This window comes from Myxococcus qinghaiensis, from assembly GCF_024198215.1.
In the GTDB taxonomy this organism is placed as follows: domain Bacteria; phylum Myxococcota; class Myxococcia; order Myxococcales; family Myxococcaceae; genus Myxococcus; species Myxococcus qinghaiensis.
In genome coordinates this window covers 1-17147 of the sequence record NZ_JAKCFA010000030.1, presented here as the reverse complement: position 1 = coordinate 17147, position 17147 = coordinate 1, and the positions used below count along the sequence as shown (strand labels likewise).

At 67.4% G+C, this 17147-nt stretch carries 11 protein-coding genes and 1 CRISPR repeat array; of the genes, 9 read left to right on the top strand and 2 right to left on the bottom strand.

Going from position 1 to position 17147, the window contains the following annotated elements; genetic code table 11:
• Window positions 1-13 precede the first annotated feature (13 nt).
• Complete coding sequence (locus LZ199_RS39470) at window positions 14-1414, top strand: MATE family efflux transporter (RefSeq protein ID WP_253998972.1); 1401 nt, start codon at window positions 14-16, stop codon at window positions 1412-1414.
• 34 nt (window positions 1415-1448) lie between these two features.
• Here LZ199_RS39470 and LZ199_RS39465 read toward each other — a convergent pair whose 3' ends face one another.
• Window positions 1449-2162 carry an esterase family protein gene (locus LZ199_RS39465; RefSeq protein WP_253998971.1) on the bottom strand — a complete coding sequence of 238 codons (714 nt, stop codon included), beginning with the start codon at window positions 2160-2162 and terminating at the stop codon, window positions 1449-1451.
• 135 nt (window positions 2163-2297) lie between these two features.
• Window positions 2298-3806 carry an aldehyde dehydrogenase family protein gene (locus LZ199_RS39460; RefSeq protein ID WP_253998970.1) on the bottom strand — a complete coding sequence of 503 codons (1509 nt, stop codon included), beginning with the start codon at window positions 3804-3806 and terminating at the stop codon, window positions 2298-2300.
• A 174-nt stretch (window positions 3807-3980) separates the two neighbouring features.
• Between LZ199_RS39460 and LZ199_RS39455 the strand changes: the two genes are divergently transcribed.
• The 8 genes from LZ199_RS39455 (at window position 3981) to cas2 (ending at window position 12251) form a co-directional block, all read left to right on the top strand.
• Entirely contained in the window at window positions 3981-4448 is a 468-nt protein-coding gene (locus LZ199_RS39455) for a hypothetical protein (protein WP_253998969.1), read from the top strand.
• 180 nt (window positions 4449-4628) lie between these two features.
• A complete protein-coding gene (gene cas3 / locus LZ199_RS39450) occupies window positions 4629-6857 on the top strand; it encodes a CRISPR-associated helicase Cas3' (RefSeq protein WP_253998968.1) in 2229 nt (742 codons plus the stop codon).
• Between the two features lie 19 nt (window positions 6858-6876).
• Window positions 6877-7542: a type I-C CRISPR-associated protein Cas5c gene (cas5c, locus tag LZ199_RS39445; RefSeq protein WP_253998967.1), complete on the top strand. Its 666-nt coding sequence runs from the start codon at window positions 6877-6879 to the stop codon at window positions 7540-7542.
• Window positions 7539-9290: a type I-C CRISPR-associated protein Cas8c/Csd1 gene (gene cas8c, locus LZ199_RS39440; protein WP_253998966.1), complete on the top strand. Its 1752-nt coding sequence runs from the start codon at window positions 7539-7541 to the stop codon at window positions 9288-9290. The genes cas5c and cas8c overlap by 4 nt, the downstream gene beginning before the upstream one ends.
• 37 nt (window positions 9291-9327) lie before the next feature.
• A complete protein-coding gene (gene cas7c / locus LZ199_RS39435; protein ID WP_253998965.1) occupies window positions 9328-10242 on the top strand; it encodes a type I-C CRISPR-associated protein Cas7/Csd2 in 915 nt (304 codons plus the stop codon).
• Window positions 10239-10886 carry a CRISPR-associated protein Cas4 gene (gene cas4 / locus LZ199_RS39430; protein WP_253998964.1) on the top strand — a complete coding sequence of 216 codons (648 nt, stop codon included), beginning with the start codon at window positions 10239-10241 and terminating at the stop codon, window positions 10884-10886. The genes cas7c and cas4 overlap by 4 nt, the downstream gene beginning before the upstream one ends.
• A gap of 37 nt (window positions 10887-10923) precedes the next feature.
• Entirely contained in the window at window positions 10924-11952 is a 1029-nt protein-coding gene (gene cas1c, locus LZ199_RS39425; RefSeq protein WP_253998963.1) for a type I-C CRISPR-associated endonuclease Cas1c, read from the top strand.
• Window positions 11952-12251, top strand: a complete 300-nt coding sequence (cas2, locus tag LZ199_RS39420; RefSeq protein WP_163869947.1) for a CRISPR-associated endonuclease Cas2 — start codon at window positions 11952-11954, stop codon at window positions 12249-12251. Before cas1c ends, cas2 begins: the two co-directional genes overlap by 1 nt.
• Before the next feature lie 203 nt (window positions 12252-12454).
• Window positions 12455-17018: direct repeats of the CRISPR family, unit length 37 nt; unit sequence GTCGCTCCTCGTGACCGCGAGGAGCGTGGGTTGAAAC.
• Window positions 17019-17147: the final 129 nt, after the last annotated feature.

The window sequence follows — 17147 nt, the reverse complement described above, 5'->3', positions numbered from 1 at the left end:
AGGCCGGGCCGTCATGTCCACCGCCGTCGTTCCGCCCCAAACCGACGTCCGTACCCCCCTTCGCACCGAGTTCCGGGCGCTGACGAAGCTGGCCGTCCCCATCGCCATCGCCCAGGGCGGGCAGGCGCTCATGGGGTTGGTGGACACGCTGGTGATGGGCCATGCGGGCACGTCCGCGCTGGCCTCCGCGGGCCTGGGCAACGGCCTCTTCTTCGCCGTCAGCAGCTTCGGCATGGGGCTGATGATGGGGTTGGACCCCCTGCTGTCCCAGGCCATTGGCGCGCGCAACGAGTCCCGAGCGCGGGCGCTGTTATGGCAGGGCGGCTGGCTGGCGCTGGCCGCGGGCATGGTGCTGTGGCTGCTGCTGCTGACGACGCCGGGTGTGCTCCCCTGGGCGGGAATCGTCGAGCCGGAGCTGCAGCAGACGAAGGACTACCTCGTGTGGCGCGCGCCCTGCCTGCCGCTGATGCTGGCCTTCATGACGGTGCGCACGTACCTGACGTCCACCGCGAACATCCGCCCGCTGGTGGTGGCGACGTTGGCGGCCAACGTGGTGAACCTCCTGGCGGACCTGCTGCTCGTCTTCGGCGGCGCGGGGCTGCCCGAGTGGACGGGCCCGCTGCGGCTGGTGCCGGCGCTGGGCGTGGTGGGCGCGGCGGTGGACTCGGTGCTGTGCACGGCGCTGCAGCTGGGCATCGTCCTCTGGGCGGTGCGCCGCATGCCCGCGCCGGCGACGAAGCCCACGCGCAAGCCGGTGTGGGCGGACCTGGTGCAGGCGGCGCGCATCGGCACGCCCGCGGGGCTGCACATCGCCGCGGAGGTGGGCGTCTTCGCGCTGGCGGGGGTGCTGGCCGCGGGCCTGGGGCCGGCGAGCATGGGCGCGCATCAAATCGCCATCTCCTTCGCCAGCCTCACCTTCACGGTGGCGGTGGGCATTGGCAACGCGGGCAGCGTGCGCGTGGGCTGGGCGGTGGGCGCGAGAGACACGCCGCAGGCACGGCTCAGCGGCTTCATGGCCTTCGCGAGCGGCGCGGGCTTCATGGCCCTGGGCGGGCTCATCTTCGCCATCTTCCCGTTGCCGCTGGCGAAGCTGGCCGGCGCGCCGGATGACGTGATTCCGCTGGTGGTTCCGCTGCTGATGGTGAGCGCCGTCTTCCAGGTGTTCGACGGCGTGCAGGGCGTGGGGGCGGGCGTGCTGCGCGGTGCCGGAGACACGCGCTTCACCTTCTTGGCCAACATGGTGGGGCACTACGCCATCGGCCTGCCGCTCACGCTGGTGCTCGGCTTCAAGCTGGGGATGGGCGTGGTGGGCATCTGGTGGGGCCTGTGCGCGGGGCTCATCGCGGTGGCCCTGGCGCTGCTCTGGCGCTTCCACCGCGTGAGTGCCGGCACCCTGCGTCCGCTCGAGGCGTGAGCGGGCTCGGGCCTTCCGGGCTCGGGCCCGGTGCCTACCAGGGCAGGTACTGCTGAATCATCTCCCGCCACACGGGCCAGTCGTGATTGCCGCCCTGCCAGATGGCGAGCTGGTGGGCCAGGTCCTTCTTCCACAGCAGGCTGGAGAGGTGCTCGTTGGAGCCTCGGCAGAAGTCGTGCTCGCCCACCGCGAGCACCATCTCCACGCGCTGGAGCGCGGCGAGCTGGTGGCCGTCGGTGACGTTGGGCAGCCACTGCGTGGCGGAGTGGTAGTAGACGTCCGCGTCCTGGTGGCCGTCGAGGAACTCGTCCGTCTCGAACTTGCCGCCCATGGAGATGAGCCGGCGGAAGACGTCCGGGTGGCGCAGGCCCACGTTGTACGTGTGGAAGCCGCCGAAGCTGCACCCGGCCAGGGTGAGCCGGCCTCCCGTGCTCCGACTCATGAGCAGCGGCACCACCTCGTGCAGCAGGTAGGCCTCCCACTCCTGGTGGCGGGCGACGCGGTCATGCGGATGGATGGACTTGTTGAACCATGACTCCTCGTCCACCGAGTCCGGACACACGACGACGTAGCGGCCGGACTGGATGCGGTCGGCGATGGCGCCGATGAGGCCGAAGTCCTCGGCCTGGTAGAAGCGCCCCCGGCTGGTGGGGAGCAGCAACACCGGCTCCCCGGAGTGGCCGAAGACCAGCAACTCCATGTCCCGATGCAGGCGCTCGCTGTGCCAGCGGAGGTATTCGCGGTTCATGGGCGGCAACTTAACCGCGCCGCGTCAACGACTGGCAATGACATGCGGGCTTCGCGTCCGCACTACGTACGAGTGAACACCTCGCGCCCCCAGGGTCCGCCATGTCCCACCCCTGACCATGGGGGCGCGTCGTGCTCAGTCCGGCCAGTTGCCTTCGAGGGGATGGGGCCCGTCGGTGAAGGCGCGCACCAGGTGCGTGCCGCCGACGAAGCAGCCGGCCCAGGAGCCGCCCTTGCCGCCGAAGGACTCCTCGCGGTCTCCGCGGGAGCGCAGCTTGTTGATGCCGACCTTGAAGGCGTGGAGCCGCGCGGCGATGCGCTCGGCGAGGTCGGGGTCGTCCGTGGCCACGGAGGCCACGAGCGCGCCGTTGGAGACGTTGGCCTCTTTCACGAGCTCCTCCTCGGAGTCGACGGATATCAACACGTCGATGGGTCCGAAGGGCTCGCGCAGGTACAGCTCGCTGTCGCGCTGGACGCCGAAGAGCAGGGTGGGCGGGATGTATGCGCCGCGCTCCTGGTGCGCGGTGAAGGCGTCCTCCGCGAGCTCTCCCTGGTACAGCACCGCGGTGCCTTGCTCTTTCGCCTCGGTGATGAGGCCGCGCAGCTCCTCGCCCTTGCTGGAGGAGATGAGCGGCCCGAAGTCCACGGGCGCGCCGAGGAGCGGATTGCCGACGCGCAACGTCGACACGGCGTCCACGTACGTCCGCACGAACTTGGGGACGAGGGACTGCTCGACGACCCAGCGCGTGTAGGCGGTGCAGCGCTGCTTGCCGAAGTCGAAGCCCGCGCGAATCTGCTTTCCGAGCGCGTCCCAGTCCGAGAAGGAGGTGATGGCGTAGGCATTCACGCCTTCCATCTCGAGGGCGTAGCGCTTGTCGGTGGCGCGCAGGCGGCGGTGGACCTCGGCGCCGTTGGCTCGGCCGCCGATGAAGGCGACGCCCGCGATGCGCGGGTGGGCGACGAGTGACTCGGAGAGGTCCCTGCCGCGTCCGCCCGCGAGCGAGACAGGCAGCTTCGCGCGGCGCAGCAGGGCGAAGGCGATGGTGAGCGAGACGCCGCCACCCTGGGTGGGAATCTTCGCGATGACCGAGTTGCCCGCGAGCGTCTGGACGAGCACGTTGAGCAGCAGCACGGAGAAGGGATAGTTCCAGGAGGCGATGTTCGACACGAGGCCGAGCGGTTGCCGGCTCTCGAGCATCGGGCCTATCTGCTCCAGGTACCACTCGATGCCCGCGAGGCACCGGTCCACGTCGTTGTAGGCCGTGGGCAGGGTCTTGCCGATATCCCACGCGAGGATTCGCACGAGCAGGTCGCGGTGCTCCTTGAGCAGGTCCACGGCCGCGATGACGGCGCGGCTGCGGTCCTCGAGGGAGCGGGCCGCCCAGGGGATGAACTCGGAGGCGGCCTTCTCGACGCCCGTGGCGACCTGGGCGGCATCGAGCAGCGGCAGCTCGGCGAAGACCTTGCCGTCGATGGGAGAGATGGCCTCGAACCAGGCGGGCGGCTTGAGCCAGGCTCCCGCGATGGGCGAGAGCAGCCGGCCTTGAGAGTCGAAAGCCTCGGGGACAACACGTCTGGCTTCGGCGAGCAGACGGCGGCTTTCGAGGTGAAGAAGGGGCTCGCCAACGAGTTCGGTATCCAGCACGGTGCACCTCCTCGTGCGTCGGGATTCGCTCTGAATCCGCTCAAACCGAGGCCCATGACGAGCCGCGGCGTGGGCGGAATATCGTCACGCGCATCCGGTCTGTCTGGGCAGGCAGGCAAGGGCCCGGCGGGACGGTGCAGACTGGGAAGCAGGGCAGACAAGGGAGCGGACGCGATGATTCGGCTGAGTGCTCAACAGAAGGTCCAGCGGCTGCTTCGAGTCTTCACGCGAGGAGGCGGGCCGGGTGAGCGGACCCGCTCGTTCGAGGACTTCCCCGTGGAGGTGCAGGGACAGCTCCTGGAGCTGGCGAGGCTGCGCGAGGGTGAGCTTCCGGTGCTCGCGTGCGTGCTCGAGGAGGCGCGGTGGGTACTGCTCACCACGAGCCGGGTGGTGATTCGGCGAGCCGAGGGTGTTCAAGAGGTCGACTGGGGCGAGCTCAAGAACGCGACGACGGATGATTTGCACGTGAATGCGGCGCTGGCCTCGGGGACGCGCGGGAAGCTGGCGCTGAACCGGCTGAAGCTGGTGCGGCATGAGGGCGAGGCCGTCGAGCTGGAGTTGGAAGCGGGACCTCCGTTCTTCGGCATGTGGAACGCGCTGAAGGCCGTGGCGTCTCCGGACTCTCCGAACTGGATGCAGTGACGTCGCGGGTGCCGTCCATACCCCTCGAGGAGTAGAGACGCCCCGAGCAGGCGATGTCATACCTCCGCGTGTTGTGAGGAATTGACCGCTCCGCGCGCCGCGCGGTGACGACCACCCATGCGTGCGCTGTACGGTGATTGAGATGACCTGGGCGGTTCAGCCAGGTCATGGGGGATTGCGATGGCAGAGGATGAGGCGCCGCGTGTCTTGACGGTGGAGCCCCTCGCTCATGTCACGGAGACGATGCGCCCGCATCTGCTCCGTGAGCATCTGGAGGCTGTCGGGAGTCTCGCGGAGGAGTTCGCGCCGCGCGAGGAGATGAAGGTGCCAGCGCTCGCGGCGGGACGCTGGCATGACCTGGGAAAATATAGACCTCCCTTCCAGTTCCGCATCCGGAAGGAGAATGGCTTCGAGGCACACCTCGAAGGCGATGCCTTGGCGGATCGCGACCATGCGACCGCCGGGGCGCTGTGGGCGCTGGGCATGGACCCCAGGCTCCTGTCCGTGGCGATGGCCATCGCGGGTCACCATGGTGGCCTGTCGGACCTGGAGAAGTTCAAGGAGCGTGTCGGGCGACCGGAGAAGAAGGCACTCCTCCAGGAAGCCCTGGCCTCGGGCATCCCCGAGGACCTCCGCGCGTCTCCGGCGGGGCTATCCGGCGAGCCCCTGCTGAAGCTCTCACGGCACAGGCTCGAGTTCTGGACGCGGATGCTCTTCTCGTCGCTCGTTGACGCTGACTTCCTCGACACCGAGGCGTTCTTCGACGCCACCCGTGGCACGGAGCGACGGGGCGGCGTGACGCTGGAGCAGCTCACCGCCGCGCTGGGTGCCTTCATGGACAGGAAGCAGGGTGGCGCAAAGGACACGGAGGTGAACCGTGTGCGCAGGGAGGTGCTCTCCGCGGTGTTCGCGGCGGCGCCGAGTCCTCCGGGGGTCTTCAGTCTCACCGTGCCCACGGGTGGTGGGAAGACGCTCGCATCCATGGCCTTCGCGCTGGAGCATGCCCGTGCTCGGGGACTCCGGCGCGTCATCGTCGCCATCCCCTACACGTCCATCATCGAGCAGAGCGCCGCCGTGTACCGGGAGGCGTTCGGTGTGCACGGAAGCGCGGTCATCGAGCACCACTCCGCGGTGGACCCCCGACGCGAGACGGCGCGCAACCGGGTGGCCAGTGAGAACTGGGATGCGCCGGTTGTCGTCACGACCACCGTGCAGCTCCTGGAGAGCCTCTTCGCGAACCGTCCATCGGCGTGTCGCAAGCTGCACAACATCGCTCACAGCGTCATCGTGCTCGACGAGGCGCAGACGCTTCCACCAGTGCTCCTGACAACCATCCTGGATGGACTGGGCACGCTGGTGGAGGACTACGGCTGCTCGGTGGTCATCTGCACGGCGACGCAGCCCGCGCTGGGACGGCGGCCGGATTTTCCGATGGGGTTCCCGGCTGTTCGGGAGCTGGTGCCGCCGGAGGTGCGCGCGTTCGAACGCCTGCGCCGAGTGAAGGTCCAGTGGCCGAAGGGACGGGAGAAGACCTCCTACGCCGAGCTGGCCGAGGCCGTGGCGCACGAGCAGGACGTGCTCGTGGTGGTCCACAAGCGTGACGACGCGCGCGTGCTCTATGAGCAGGTGGAGGCGCTGCTGGGGAATCCCGGGACGACGCTGCACCTGTCCGCGCTGATGTGTCCCGAGCACCGCTCTTCGGTGCTGCGGGAAATCAAGGCGCGCAAGCAGCGTGGGGAGCCCGTGCGTCTGGTGGCGACCCAGTTGGTGGAGGCGGGAGTGGACCTCGACTTTCGCGTCGTCTACCGGTGCATGGCGGGGTTCGAGGCGCTCGCGCAGGCCGCGGGGCGGTGCAACCGCGAAGGCCTGTTGGATGGGCTCGGGGAGCTGCGCGTCTTCGAGGCGGAGACCGAGCCTCCTCCCGGAGTCCTCCAGACAGCGCTGGGCGTCGCCAGGACGATGCTGGCGCAGCGGCCCGACCTGGACCTGTTCGCGCCCGAGACTTTCAATCGCTACTTCGAGCGGCTCTATGCCACGGCGGTCAGCGACGGCAAGGGCATCCAGGACATGCGCAAGGCGCTGCGCTTCGAGGCGGTCTCCGAGCACTTCAAGCTCGTGGAGGACAAATGGAGCGCGCCTGTCGTCGTGCCCTACGCGGGCTGCGAGCCGTTGCTGGAGGAGCTGCGGTTGCTGGGGCCCTCGCGAGACCGCTTGCGAGCCTTGCAGCGCTTCACGGTGACGGTGCCGCGCAAGGTGCGTGAGGCGTGGGTGTCGCGCGAGCTGGCGCGGTTCATCGCGGACACGGTGGTGTTCCTCGGGCCGGAGCACGTGCCCGCGTACGACAAGAGGTTCGGCCTGGTGCCGACCCGGGTCGGGATGCTCGACCCGGGAGTGCTCATCCCCGGTTGATGGACTTCTGGAGGTGTGGATGAAGACAGCAGCGAGCAGACGGTTCCGCGTGCGTGCCAGCGGCCCCGTGGCGTGCTTCACGAGGCCGGAGATGAAGGCCGAGCGGGTCAGCTACGAGGTCATGACTCCCTCGGCGGCGAGGGGCGTGCTGGAGGCCATCCTGTGGAAGCCGGCGATTCGCTGGCACCTCCACGAAATCGCCGTCCTGAAGCCGGTGAAGTGGACGAGCTTCCGCCGCAACGAGGTGAACAGCCGCGCGGTGGTGGGGAAGTTCGACTACGCGGCGGATGAGGACCGCGCACAGCGCAACACGGTGGCGCTGCGTGACGTGGACTACGTCCTCACCGCGTCCTTCACCCTGGTGCCCGGAAAGGCGGGCGCCGAGGACAACGTCCGCAAGTTCGAGGAGATGTTCGAGCGGAGGTTGGAGAAGGGACAGTTCTTCCACGCGCCGTACCTGGGGTGCCGCGAGTTCGACGCCCGCGTGGAGCCCGCCGGTGAGGACTTGAGTCCCTCGGAGGTGGGGCTGGGGCGCAGACCGCTGGGGCTCATGTTCTACGACTTCGCCTTCGGTGACGCGGGCGCGGCGACGCGGCCCCTGTTCTTCGACGCGTACCTGGACCACGGCGTGCTCCAGGTGCCGACGTGGGAGCAGGTGCTGGAGCGCAATGGAGGTCCGTCATGATGCTCGCGGCGCTCAACGACTTCGCGCGGGAGCGGGGGCTCCTGGATGACCCGCTCTATGAGACGAAGGCCGTGGACTTCCAGATTCGGTTGAGTCCGGAGGGGAAGTTCCTGGGCCTGGTGCCTACGCAGGATGAGCGCGGGAAGGGATTGCCCGTGTTGATTCCGCGCATTCCCCAGCGCTCGGTGAACATCGCCGCGGGCTTCGTGGTGGACAACTCGAAGTACGTGCTCGGACATGAAAAGGAGGAGCCCCCCACGCGCGCGGGAAAGGCGGGGAAGGGTGCGGTGCGCTTCGCGGCCTTCTTGACGCTGCTGCGAGAGGCCGTGGCCCAGACGGATGTGCCCGAGCTGCGCGCGGTGGAGGCGTTCCTCGCGAACGAGAAGGCGCGCGCGAAGGCGCTCGCGGAGCGGCCCGAAGACGAGTGGACAGGGTCGGAGATGCTCGCCTTCGTCGTCGGGGACTCCGTCACGCCCGTGCACCAACTGCCGGAGGTCCGCGCGTGGTGGGAAAGGCGAGGCGAACAGGCGGCGGCGCTGGGACGCACGGGGCTGTGCCTGGTGAGTGGCAGAAACGCGGTGCTGGCGGAGACCCATCCCAAGCTCAAGAACGTGCCCCAGGCGCAGAGCTCGGGCGCTTCGCTGGTGTCCTTCAACGCGAATGCATTTGCATCCCATGGGCTCGAACAGGGAGAGAACGCTCCCGTCTCCCAACAGGCGGCGTTGGGCTACACGCTCGCGCTGAACGACCTGCTCCGGAAGTCGGAGGAGCGCCGTTACCGACAGGGCATCCAGCTCGGCGAAGACTCGGTGCTGGTGTTCTGGACGAACAGTACCGCGGAGCAGGAGAGCCTGTTGCTCAACTGGGCGGACCCCACGGAGGAGACCCTCCGCCGCTTCCTCGAGGCGCCTTTTCGCGGACTGGAGCCGGGGGAGCTGGACGAGCGGAGCTTCTACTCAGTGACGCTCGCGGGCAACTCCGGCCGAGTCGCCGTGCGCGACTGGTTCCAGACGAGCGTCGGCGATGTGAAGCGGAACCTCCGGCGCTACTTCGATGACCTGCGCCTGGGCGAGGCGAAGACGGACCAGCCCATCCCCGTGTGGCGGCTGCTCAAGGCGGTGGAGGCGCCTTCGGGCAAGGGACTTTCACCTGACCTCGCCACGCGGATGATGGGCGCCGCGCTCCGGGGACATCCGTTCCCACGCCAGCTCCTCTCCGCATCCCTGGACCGACTCCGGCTTCCTCCCGCCGACGGGAAGCTGGAGCGCGAGCAGCTCCGTCTTCGTGTCGCGCTCATCAAGGCCACCCTCATTCGCAGCCATGCCTTTTCTCAGGAGGTCACCGTGTCATTGGACAAGAACAACCGGCTCCAGCCGTACGTCCTGGGCCGTCTCTTCGCCGTGTTGGAGCGCTTGCAGGCCGTGGCGCTGGGGAGCGACCTCAACTCCACCATCCGCGACCGCTACTTCGCCTCGGCGTCGCGCACGCCCGCGCTGGCCTTCTCCCGGCTGCTGCCGCTCTCCGTCCACCACGCCGCCAAGGCTGGTGACGAGGGCAAGTGGCTGGAGCGGACCAAGTCCGAGGTGATGGCCCTGGTGGAGCCCGACTTCCTGCCCAGCGTCTTCGACCTCAACGCGCAGGGCCTCTTCGCCGTGGGCTACTACCACCAGCGCGAGGCGTTCTTCTCCAAGCGCACGCCCTCCGAGCCCAAGTCTCCGAAGGGCGAGCCCTCCGACTCCGCCGACTGACCCTGCTTCCGCTTCCACCCATTCCAGAGAGAACGCCATGACCGAACTCAAGAACCGCCACGACTTCGTCCTGCTGTTCGATGTCCAGGACGGCAATCCCAATGGTGACCCCGACGCGGGCAACCTGCCGCGAATCGACCCGGAGACGGGCCACGGGCTGGTGACCGACGTGAGCCTCAAGCGCAAGGTGCGCAACTTCATCCAGCTCACCCAGGAGAAGAAGCCGGGGTTCGACATCTTCGTGAAGGAGAAGGCCATCCTGAACGTGTCCATCAACGACGCGTACAAGGACCTGGGCATCGACCTGAACGAGAAGCCCAAGGTGGAGAAGGACGGCAAGAAGCGCGACACCAAGGGGAAGGCCCAGGGCTCCGAGGTCGAGAAGGGGCGCGACTGGATGTGCAAGACGTTCTTCGACGTCCGCACCTTCGGCGCCGTCATGTCCACGGGCCCCAACGCGGGGCAGGTGCGTGGACCCGTGCAGCTCACCTTCGCCCGCTCCGTGAGCCCCATCGTCTCGCAGGAGCACTCCATCACCCGCATGGCCGTGGCCACGGAGGCGGAGGCCGAGAAGCAGGGCGGCGACAACCGCACCATGGGACGCAAGAACACCGTGCCCTACGGGCTGTACCGCGCGCACGGCTTCATCTCGCCGCACCTCGCGAAGCAGACGAAGTTCAACCAGGTGGACCTGGAGTTGCTGTTCAAGGCCTTCGCGAACATGTTCGAGCTGGACCGCAGCGCCGCGCGCGGACTGATGTCCATGCGCAAGGTCATCGTCTTCAAGCACGGCTCCGAGCTGGGCAATGCGCCCGCGCATGCGCTGTTCGACCGCGTCCATGTCGAGCCCGTGCAGCCGGAGAAGCCCGCTCGGGCGTTCAAGGACTACACGGTGAAGGTGGACACGGCGAAGCTGCCCGAGGGCATCGAGGTGATGGACCTGGCGGGATGAGCGACGCTCGCGAGACCTGGGTGGCGCTGTCCGCCTTGCAGCACCTGCTGTTCTGCGAACGGCAGGCCGCGCTCATCCATGTCGAGCAACTGTGGCGGGAGGATGTGAACACCGCCCTGGGCCGGCTGCTCCATGAACGGGTGGACCTTCCGGGGCATGACGCCCGGCCGGGCCGCCGCGTGGAGCGCGCGGTTCGGCTGGGGTGCTCGCGGCTGCGTGTCTCAGGCCGCGCGGACCTGGTCGAGTACCACCCGGACCCCGCCAGTGCCACCGGCTGGCGGCCGTACCCGGTGGAGGTGAAGCGCGGGCGGCGGAAGTCGCACGACGCGGACGCCGTGCAGCTCTGTGCCCAGGCGCTGTGTCTGGAGGAGATGCACGGCGTCGATGTCCCCGAGGGCGCGCTCTTTCACGGCGCGGAGCATCGGCGACAGGCGGTGCTCTTTGATGCGCGACTCCGGGCTCGGACGGAGGAGGCCATCGCGAGGATGCATGAGCTGCTGGCGCGACGGTGCGTGCCTGTCGTGCCGAGGGCGCCGAAGTGCGCGACGTGCTCGCTGGAGCCGATGTGTCTGCCCCAGGTCACCGCGGGCCAGCGGAGCGTCTCCGAACATCTGCGGCGGATGGTGGAGCCCGTGGACCCCTGAAGCGCGGGCCCTGAAGTGGCACTGGAGGAGGACTGGCATGACGACCGCGCTCAATACGCTGTTCATCACCGTGGATGGCACGCGCCTGAACAAGGAGGGCGAGCGCGTGGTGGTGACGATTCAGGACGAGAAGAAAGCGGAGGTGCCGCTGCGGCACCTGCGCTCGGTGGTGTGTCTTGCCCGTGCATGGATGACGCCGGAGTTGCTGGAGAGCTGTGTGGAGGCGGGGATTCACGTGTCGTTCTTCGGGATGACAGGGCGGTTCCTGGCACGAGTCGAGGGCTTGCCGGGGGGCAACGTTCTGCTGCGGCGTACGCAGTTCCGCGCGGCCGATGATGGGGCTCGCACGCTGGCCATCGCTCGGGCGATGGTGGTGGGGAAGCTGGGGAATGCTCGCCAGTTCCTCTTGCATGCGCGCCGGGATGCGGCGGAGGAGCGGAAGGGGGCGCTGGAGGAGGCGGCTCGGCGACTGTCTGGCCATCTTCGCGCAGTGGAGCGGGCGGAGGACCTGGAGCAGGTGCGGGGGCTGGAAGGCATCGCGGCGCGGGACTACTTCGAGGCGTTCCCGGACTTGCTGAAGGGGGATGCCCGGCGGTTCGTATTCGATGGGCGGAACCGGCGACCACCGAGGGACCCGCTGAATGCGCTGCTGTCCTTCGGGTATGCCTTGCTGGCGCAAGACTGCGCGGGAGCGCTGGCGGGCGTGGGGTTGGACCCGGCGGTGGGGTTTCTTCACGAGGACCGGCCTGGGCGGCTGTCACTTGCGCTGGACCTGATGGAGGAGCTTCGTGCTCCCGTGGTGGACCGGCTGGTCTTCTCACTGGTGAACCGGGGACAGCTCAAGCCGGAGGACTTCAAGACGGAGGCTGCGGGAGCGGTGATGCTCAAGGACGATGCGCGCAAGACGTTCCTCGTGGCGTACCAGGGCGCGAAGCAGGTGGAGGTCCAGCATGTGTTCCTGGGGCAGCAGACGAGCTGGGGTTTGGTGCCCCATCTGCAGGCGTTGCTGCTGGCTCGGGCGCTCCGGGGCGAGCTGGATGGCTATCCGCCCTTCGCGGTGCGCTGATGCGAAAGGTCACCGTGCTCGTGTGTTACGACGTCCGGGTCTCGGATGCGGATGGGCCACGCCGGCTCCGGCGAATTGCGCGGGCGTGCAAGGACCATGGGGTCCGGGTTCAGTATTCGGTCTTCGAGTGCGTACTGGAGCCGAAGGACTGGGTAGTTCTGCGCGCTCGGCTGCTCGCGGAGCTGGATGATGCGAGCGATAGCTTGCGGTTCTATTTCCTGAGCGAGGATGTGGCTCGGAAGACGGAGCATCATGGGGCCCGGGTGCCATTGGACGTGGAGGGACCGCTCATCTTGTGAGGGGCTCGCGTGCCCCGGTTGGGGCGCGCGGACCTGTGCGGGTGTGGGCTTCGTCGAAGGTTCGCGCTCTTTGAAATCCCCAATAGTCTTGAGAGGTTGCGCGGGGCGTTCGGTGAGCGCCGGAGGCGGGGGGGCTCGTGGGGCGCCGGGTTCGCGCGAAGCGGCTGGATTCCCTTGGAGTTCTGGTAGCTTGGACGGGCAGTGTCGCTCCTCGTGACCGCGAGGAGCGTGGGTTGAAACCCCTGGCCCCCGCCGGCACGCCCCGCGTACGAGTCCGTCGCTCCTCGTGACCGCGAGGAGCGTGGGTTGAAACCGACTCTCCAGGGACGGCGGCTCGTAGCCGTCTGTCGCTCCTCGTGACCGCGAGGAGCGTGGGTTGAAACTCCCGGTACGCGGCGAGGACGGCGGCGCTCCCTCGGTCGCTCCTCGTGACCGCGAGGAGCGTGGGTTGAAACCGAACGGGGCTGAATGTGCCCTTCGCGCACCTCCGCGTCGCTCCTCGTGACCGCGAGGAGCGTGGGTTGAAACAGCAACCGCTCCCTCACCGCCGCGAGCTCGGCGGTCGCTCCTCGTGACCGCGAGGAGCGTGGGTTGAAACAAGTTCCCGCGCACGGAGATCCCGAAGGTCGCCGGTCGCTCCTCGTGACCGCGAGGAGCGTGGGTTGAAACTGAGCCGGGCTGCCTGCTTACGGCTGGGGAATGAGTCGCTCCTCGTGACCGCGAGGAGCGTGGGTTGAAACCACACCCCATGCCGCCACGCCATGCCGTCCGGGCGTCGCTCCTCGTGACCGCGAGGAGCGTGGGTTGAAACAACCCCGTCCACTCGATGTCAACCACCTCGTTGGGTCGCTCCTCGTGACCGCGAGGAGCGTGGGTTGAAACAGCCAGCACCCGGCCTGACGGTGCTCGCTTGGGCCAGTCGCTCCTCGTGACCGCGAGGAGCGTGGGTTGAAACCTCGGCTCGCCAGCGCCGTGCATGAGCAGCGCGGTCGCTCCTCGTGACCGCGAGGAGCGTGGGTTGAAACCGCATCATCGTGAGCGTCAGGAAGTCGGACGAGGTCGCTCCTCGTGACCGCGAGGAGCGTGGGTTGAAACCGAAGAATGGGATAGAGCTGACGCGCGTAGTCCGCGTCGCTCCTCGTGACCGCGAGGAGCGTGGGTTGAAACATGCCCACCGACTACCAAGCCTTGCGAGACCGAGTCGCTCCTCGTGACCGCGAGGAGCGTGGGTTGAAACGCTGCGTGCAGGTAGAGGGCCGCGCGCCAGATGTCGCTCCTCGTGACCGCGAGGAGCGTGGGTTGAAACTGGCGGAGCCAGGTGCTGGACATGCCGGCGCAGGTCGCTCCTCGTGACCGCGAGGAGCGTGGGTTGAAACGATTTTGGAACGGCGCTCGACCACCTTCGTGACGGTCGCTCCTCGTGACCGCGAGGAGCGTGGGTTGAAACCAGTACACCATCCCGTCCAGCGCCTCCTGGTAGGTCGCTCCTCGTGACCGCGAGGAGCGTGGGTTGAAACATGGCCGCCTCGACGTAGAGGCTGATGACGTCGCGTCGCTCCTCGTGACCGCGAGGAGCGTGGGTTGAAACCGAGACTTTGGCTAACCGCTTTTCCGGGGCGTTGGTCGCTCCTCGTGACCGCGAGGAGCGTGGGTTGAAACATGTCGACCGAACTCGGCCACCGTCCTGCCGGTGTCGCTCCTCGTGACCGCGAGGAGCGTGGGTTGAAACGCGTGTTTCGACTTGGAGGCCCGGAGCTGGGACCGTCGCTCCTCGTGACCGCGAGGAGCGTGGGTTGAAACTACTTCGACGGTGAGACGCGGCGAATCCTCGAGCTGTCGCTCCTCGTGACCGCGAGGAGCGTGGGTTGAAACGACCAGGTGGGGCCGCTGAATTGGTGAGGACTGGTCGCTCCTCGTGACCGCGAGGAGCGTGGGTTGAAACTTCGCCCACGCGGCGGTTGCAGCGGCGGTTTCGGTCGCTCCTCGTGACCGCGAGGAGCGTGGGTTGAAACATGTTGAGCCCATGCCTTTTGCGCCCTGATGAGGTCGCTCCTCGTGACCGCGAGGAGCGTGGGTTGAAACTTCGGCAATGCCGGGTACATGTCGGGCGTGGAGTCGCTCCTCGTGACCGCGAGGAGCGTGGGTTGAAACATGGCCTCGAGCCACTTGATGGCCACCTCGTTCGTCGCTCCTCGTGACCGCGAGGAGCGTGGGTTGAAACTCCGGCATGGCTCGCTGCTCGGCACGAGCAGTCGGTCGCTCCTCGTGACCGCGAGGAGCGTGGGTTGAAACCCCTCGGGGGAGCCGTCATGGAAGATTGGCAGCCGGTCGCTCCTCGTGACCGCGAGGAGCGTGGGTTGAAACCACGACGGCACCGCAGCCACGGCACGGGCGCTTGGTCGCTCCTCGTGACCGCGAGGAGCGTGGGTTGAAACCCGAGAGTTCGTGCGTGATGCTGTACGGCGCGACGTCGCTCCTCGTGACCGCGAGGAGCGTGGGTTGAAACCAGCCGTGCCTTTGCCGAGCGACGCGTCGGTGTGTCGCTCCTCGTGACCGCGAGGAGCGTGGGTTGAAACGCTGTGAGACTGCTGGTGTAGAGCCCGTCCGAAGTCGCTCCTCGTGACCGCGAGGAGCGTGGGTTGAAACCACTGCTTCCACCTGTGCCGCCCTACGTGTCCGTCGCTCCTCGTGACCGCGAGGAGCGTGGGTTGAAACACCTCGGGAGCCCAAGCCATGAGCCCCAATCCTCGTCGCTCCTCGTGACCGCGAGGAGCGTGGGTTGAAACTACAGCGAGCGCGGCTCGGTGTACTTTGGCAAGTCGCTCCTCGTGACCGCGAGGAGCGTGGGTTGAAACAGCTCGTCTGCAATCTTCTCAACCGCGTCCGCCGTCGCTCCTCGTGACCGCGAGGAACGTGGGTTGAAACAACACCCACCACTGCAAGAAGGCAAATCACAGTCGCTCCTCGTGACCGCGAGGAGCGTGGGTTGAAACACGCTTCGACGCCATGCCCAGAGAAGTGCTGCGTCGCTCCTCGTGACCGCGAGGAGCGTGGGTTGAAACGGTGTACGGGGGGTAAATACGATGAGCGACGGATTGTCGCTCCTCGTGACCGCGAGGAGCGTGGGTTGAAACAGAAAGACGCCGCGCGCAAACGGCCGGCTCTGGGTCGCTCCTCGTGACCGCGAGGAGCGTGGGTTGAAACAGAGACGACTACGCCGGAGATGGCGCGGTCGGAGTCGCTCCTCGTGACCGCGAGGAGCGTGGGTTGAAACGACGAGCTCACCCAGTTCACCCAGGACATGTACGGTCGCTCCTCGTGACCGCGAGGAGCGTGGGTTGAAACATCCTCGTGGACGTCGCCTCCATGAGGCACGCGGATGTCGCTCCTCGTGACCGCGAGGAGCGTGGGTTGAAACTGGCCGGTGGTGCCGTTGAAGAGGACATGCACGTCGCTCCTCGTGACCGCGAGGAGCGTGGGTTGAAACCGGAGCGTGTGGAACGTCACGCCGGCCGGCAACTGTCGCTCCTCGTGACCGCGAGGAGCGTGGGTTGAAACACCATGGCCCAGTGCGGCTCCATCGCCTTGTAGGTCGCTCCTCGTGACCGCGAGGGGCGTGGGTTGAAACCCGTTGGAATGGCTGGAGCGCGTGGTGGTTGAGGCGTCGCTCCTCGTGACCGCGAGGGGCGTGGGTTGAAACATCGCCAGCGGCGCCACCTGCATGGCCGTCCCGAGGTCGCTCCTCGTGACCGCGAGGGGCGTGGGTTGAAACCAGAGGTTGATGCCCTGGTTGTAGCGAACGCAGTAGTCGCTCTTCGTGACCGCGAGGGCCGTGGGTTGAAACCTCCGCCTTCCGTTTCGTCGGCCAGCCCAGTCGTCGCTCCTCGTGACCGCGAGGGGCGTGGGTTGAAACTTCACCGGGCGGAGTTCTGGGGCACGGTCGGAGTCGCTCCTCGTGACCGCGAGGAGCGTGGGTTGAAACAAGCCCGGCACGGTGCTGAAGAACCTGCTCGGGTCGCTCCTCGTGACCGCGAGGAGCGTGGGTTGAAACTCTTCATGGACGACGGCACTTCGCCGCCGCCCACAGTCGCTCCTCGTGATCGCGAGGAGCGTGGGTTGAAACATGTAGCCGCCGGGCCCTTGGCCCGTGGCCTCCGTTCCTCCTCGTGACCGCGAGGAGCGTGGGTTGAAACAGCGAGGCCACCACGTCCACGAGGAAAACAAGCGGTTGCTCCTCGTGACCGCGAGGAGCGTGGGTTGAAACAGCCCGAGCACATGACAGCCATGGAGCGGGTGGTCGCTCCTCGTGACCGCGAGGAGCGTGGGTTGAAATAGTTGTGACGTTGGCCTTATGCGTTCGGGCCAGTCGGTCGCTCCTCGTGACCGCGAGGAGCGTGGGTTGAAACCTCGAAGGTGAAGCCGCCGACCGAACCGGGGCCCTCGTCGCTCCTCGTGACCGCGAGGAGCGTGGGTTGAAACAAGGCGAACAAGCGTGTGTGGAACGCGGCCAAGAAGTCGCTCCTCGTGACCGCGAGGAGCGTGGGTTGAAACTCAGTGTCCCGGCGGGTGGTGGAGTGGGGTTGCGCTGTCGCTCCTCGTGACCGCGAGGAGCGTGGGTTGAAACCTTCCGTGATGACCGGCCTGCAGGAGGCGTGCGAGTCGCTCCTCGTGACCGCGAGGAGCGTGGGTTGAAACCGCTACATGCGAGAATTCCCGCACAAGAAGCCTGTGTCGCTCCTCGTGACCGCGAGGAGCGTGGGTTGAAATTACGTAACCGTTCAGGGGTGGTGTTGAGGCCGTCGTCGCGGTGTGCAACCCGTGGCGGATGCAAACGAAACCCACTGCGACGCTGGAATCGAAGATTGAACGACTGGTCCACGAGCACCTGGTGGAGCA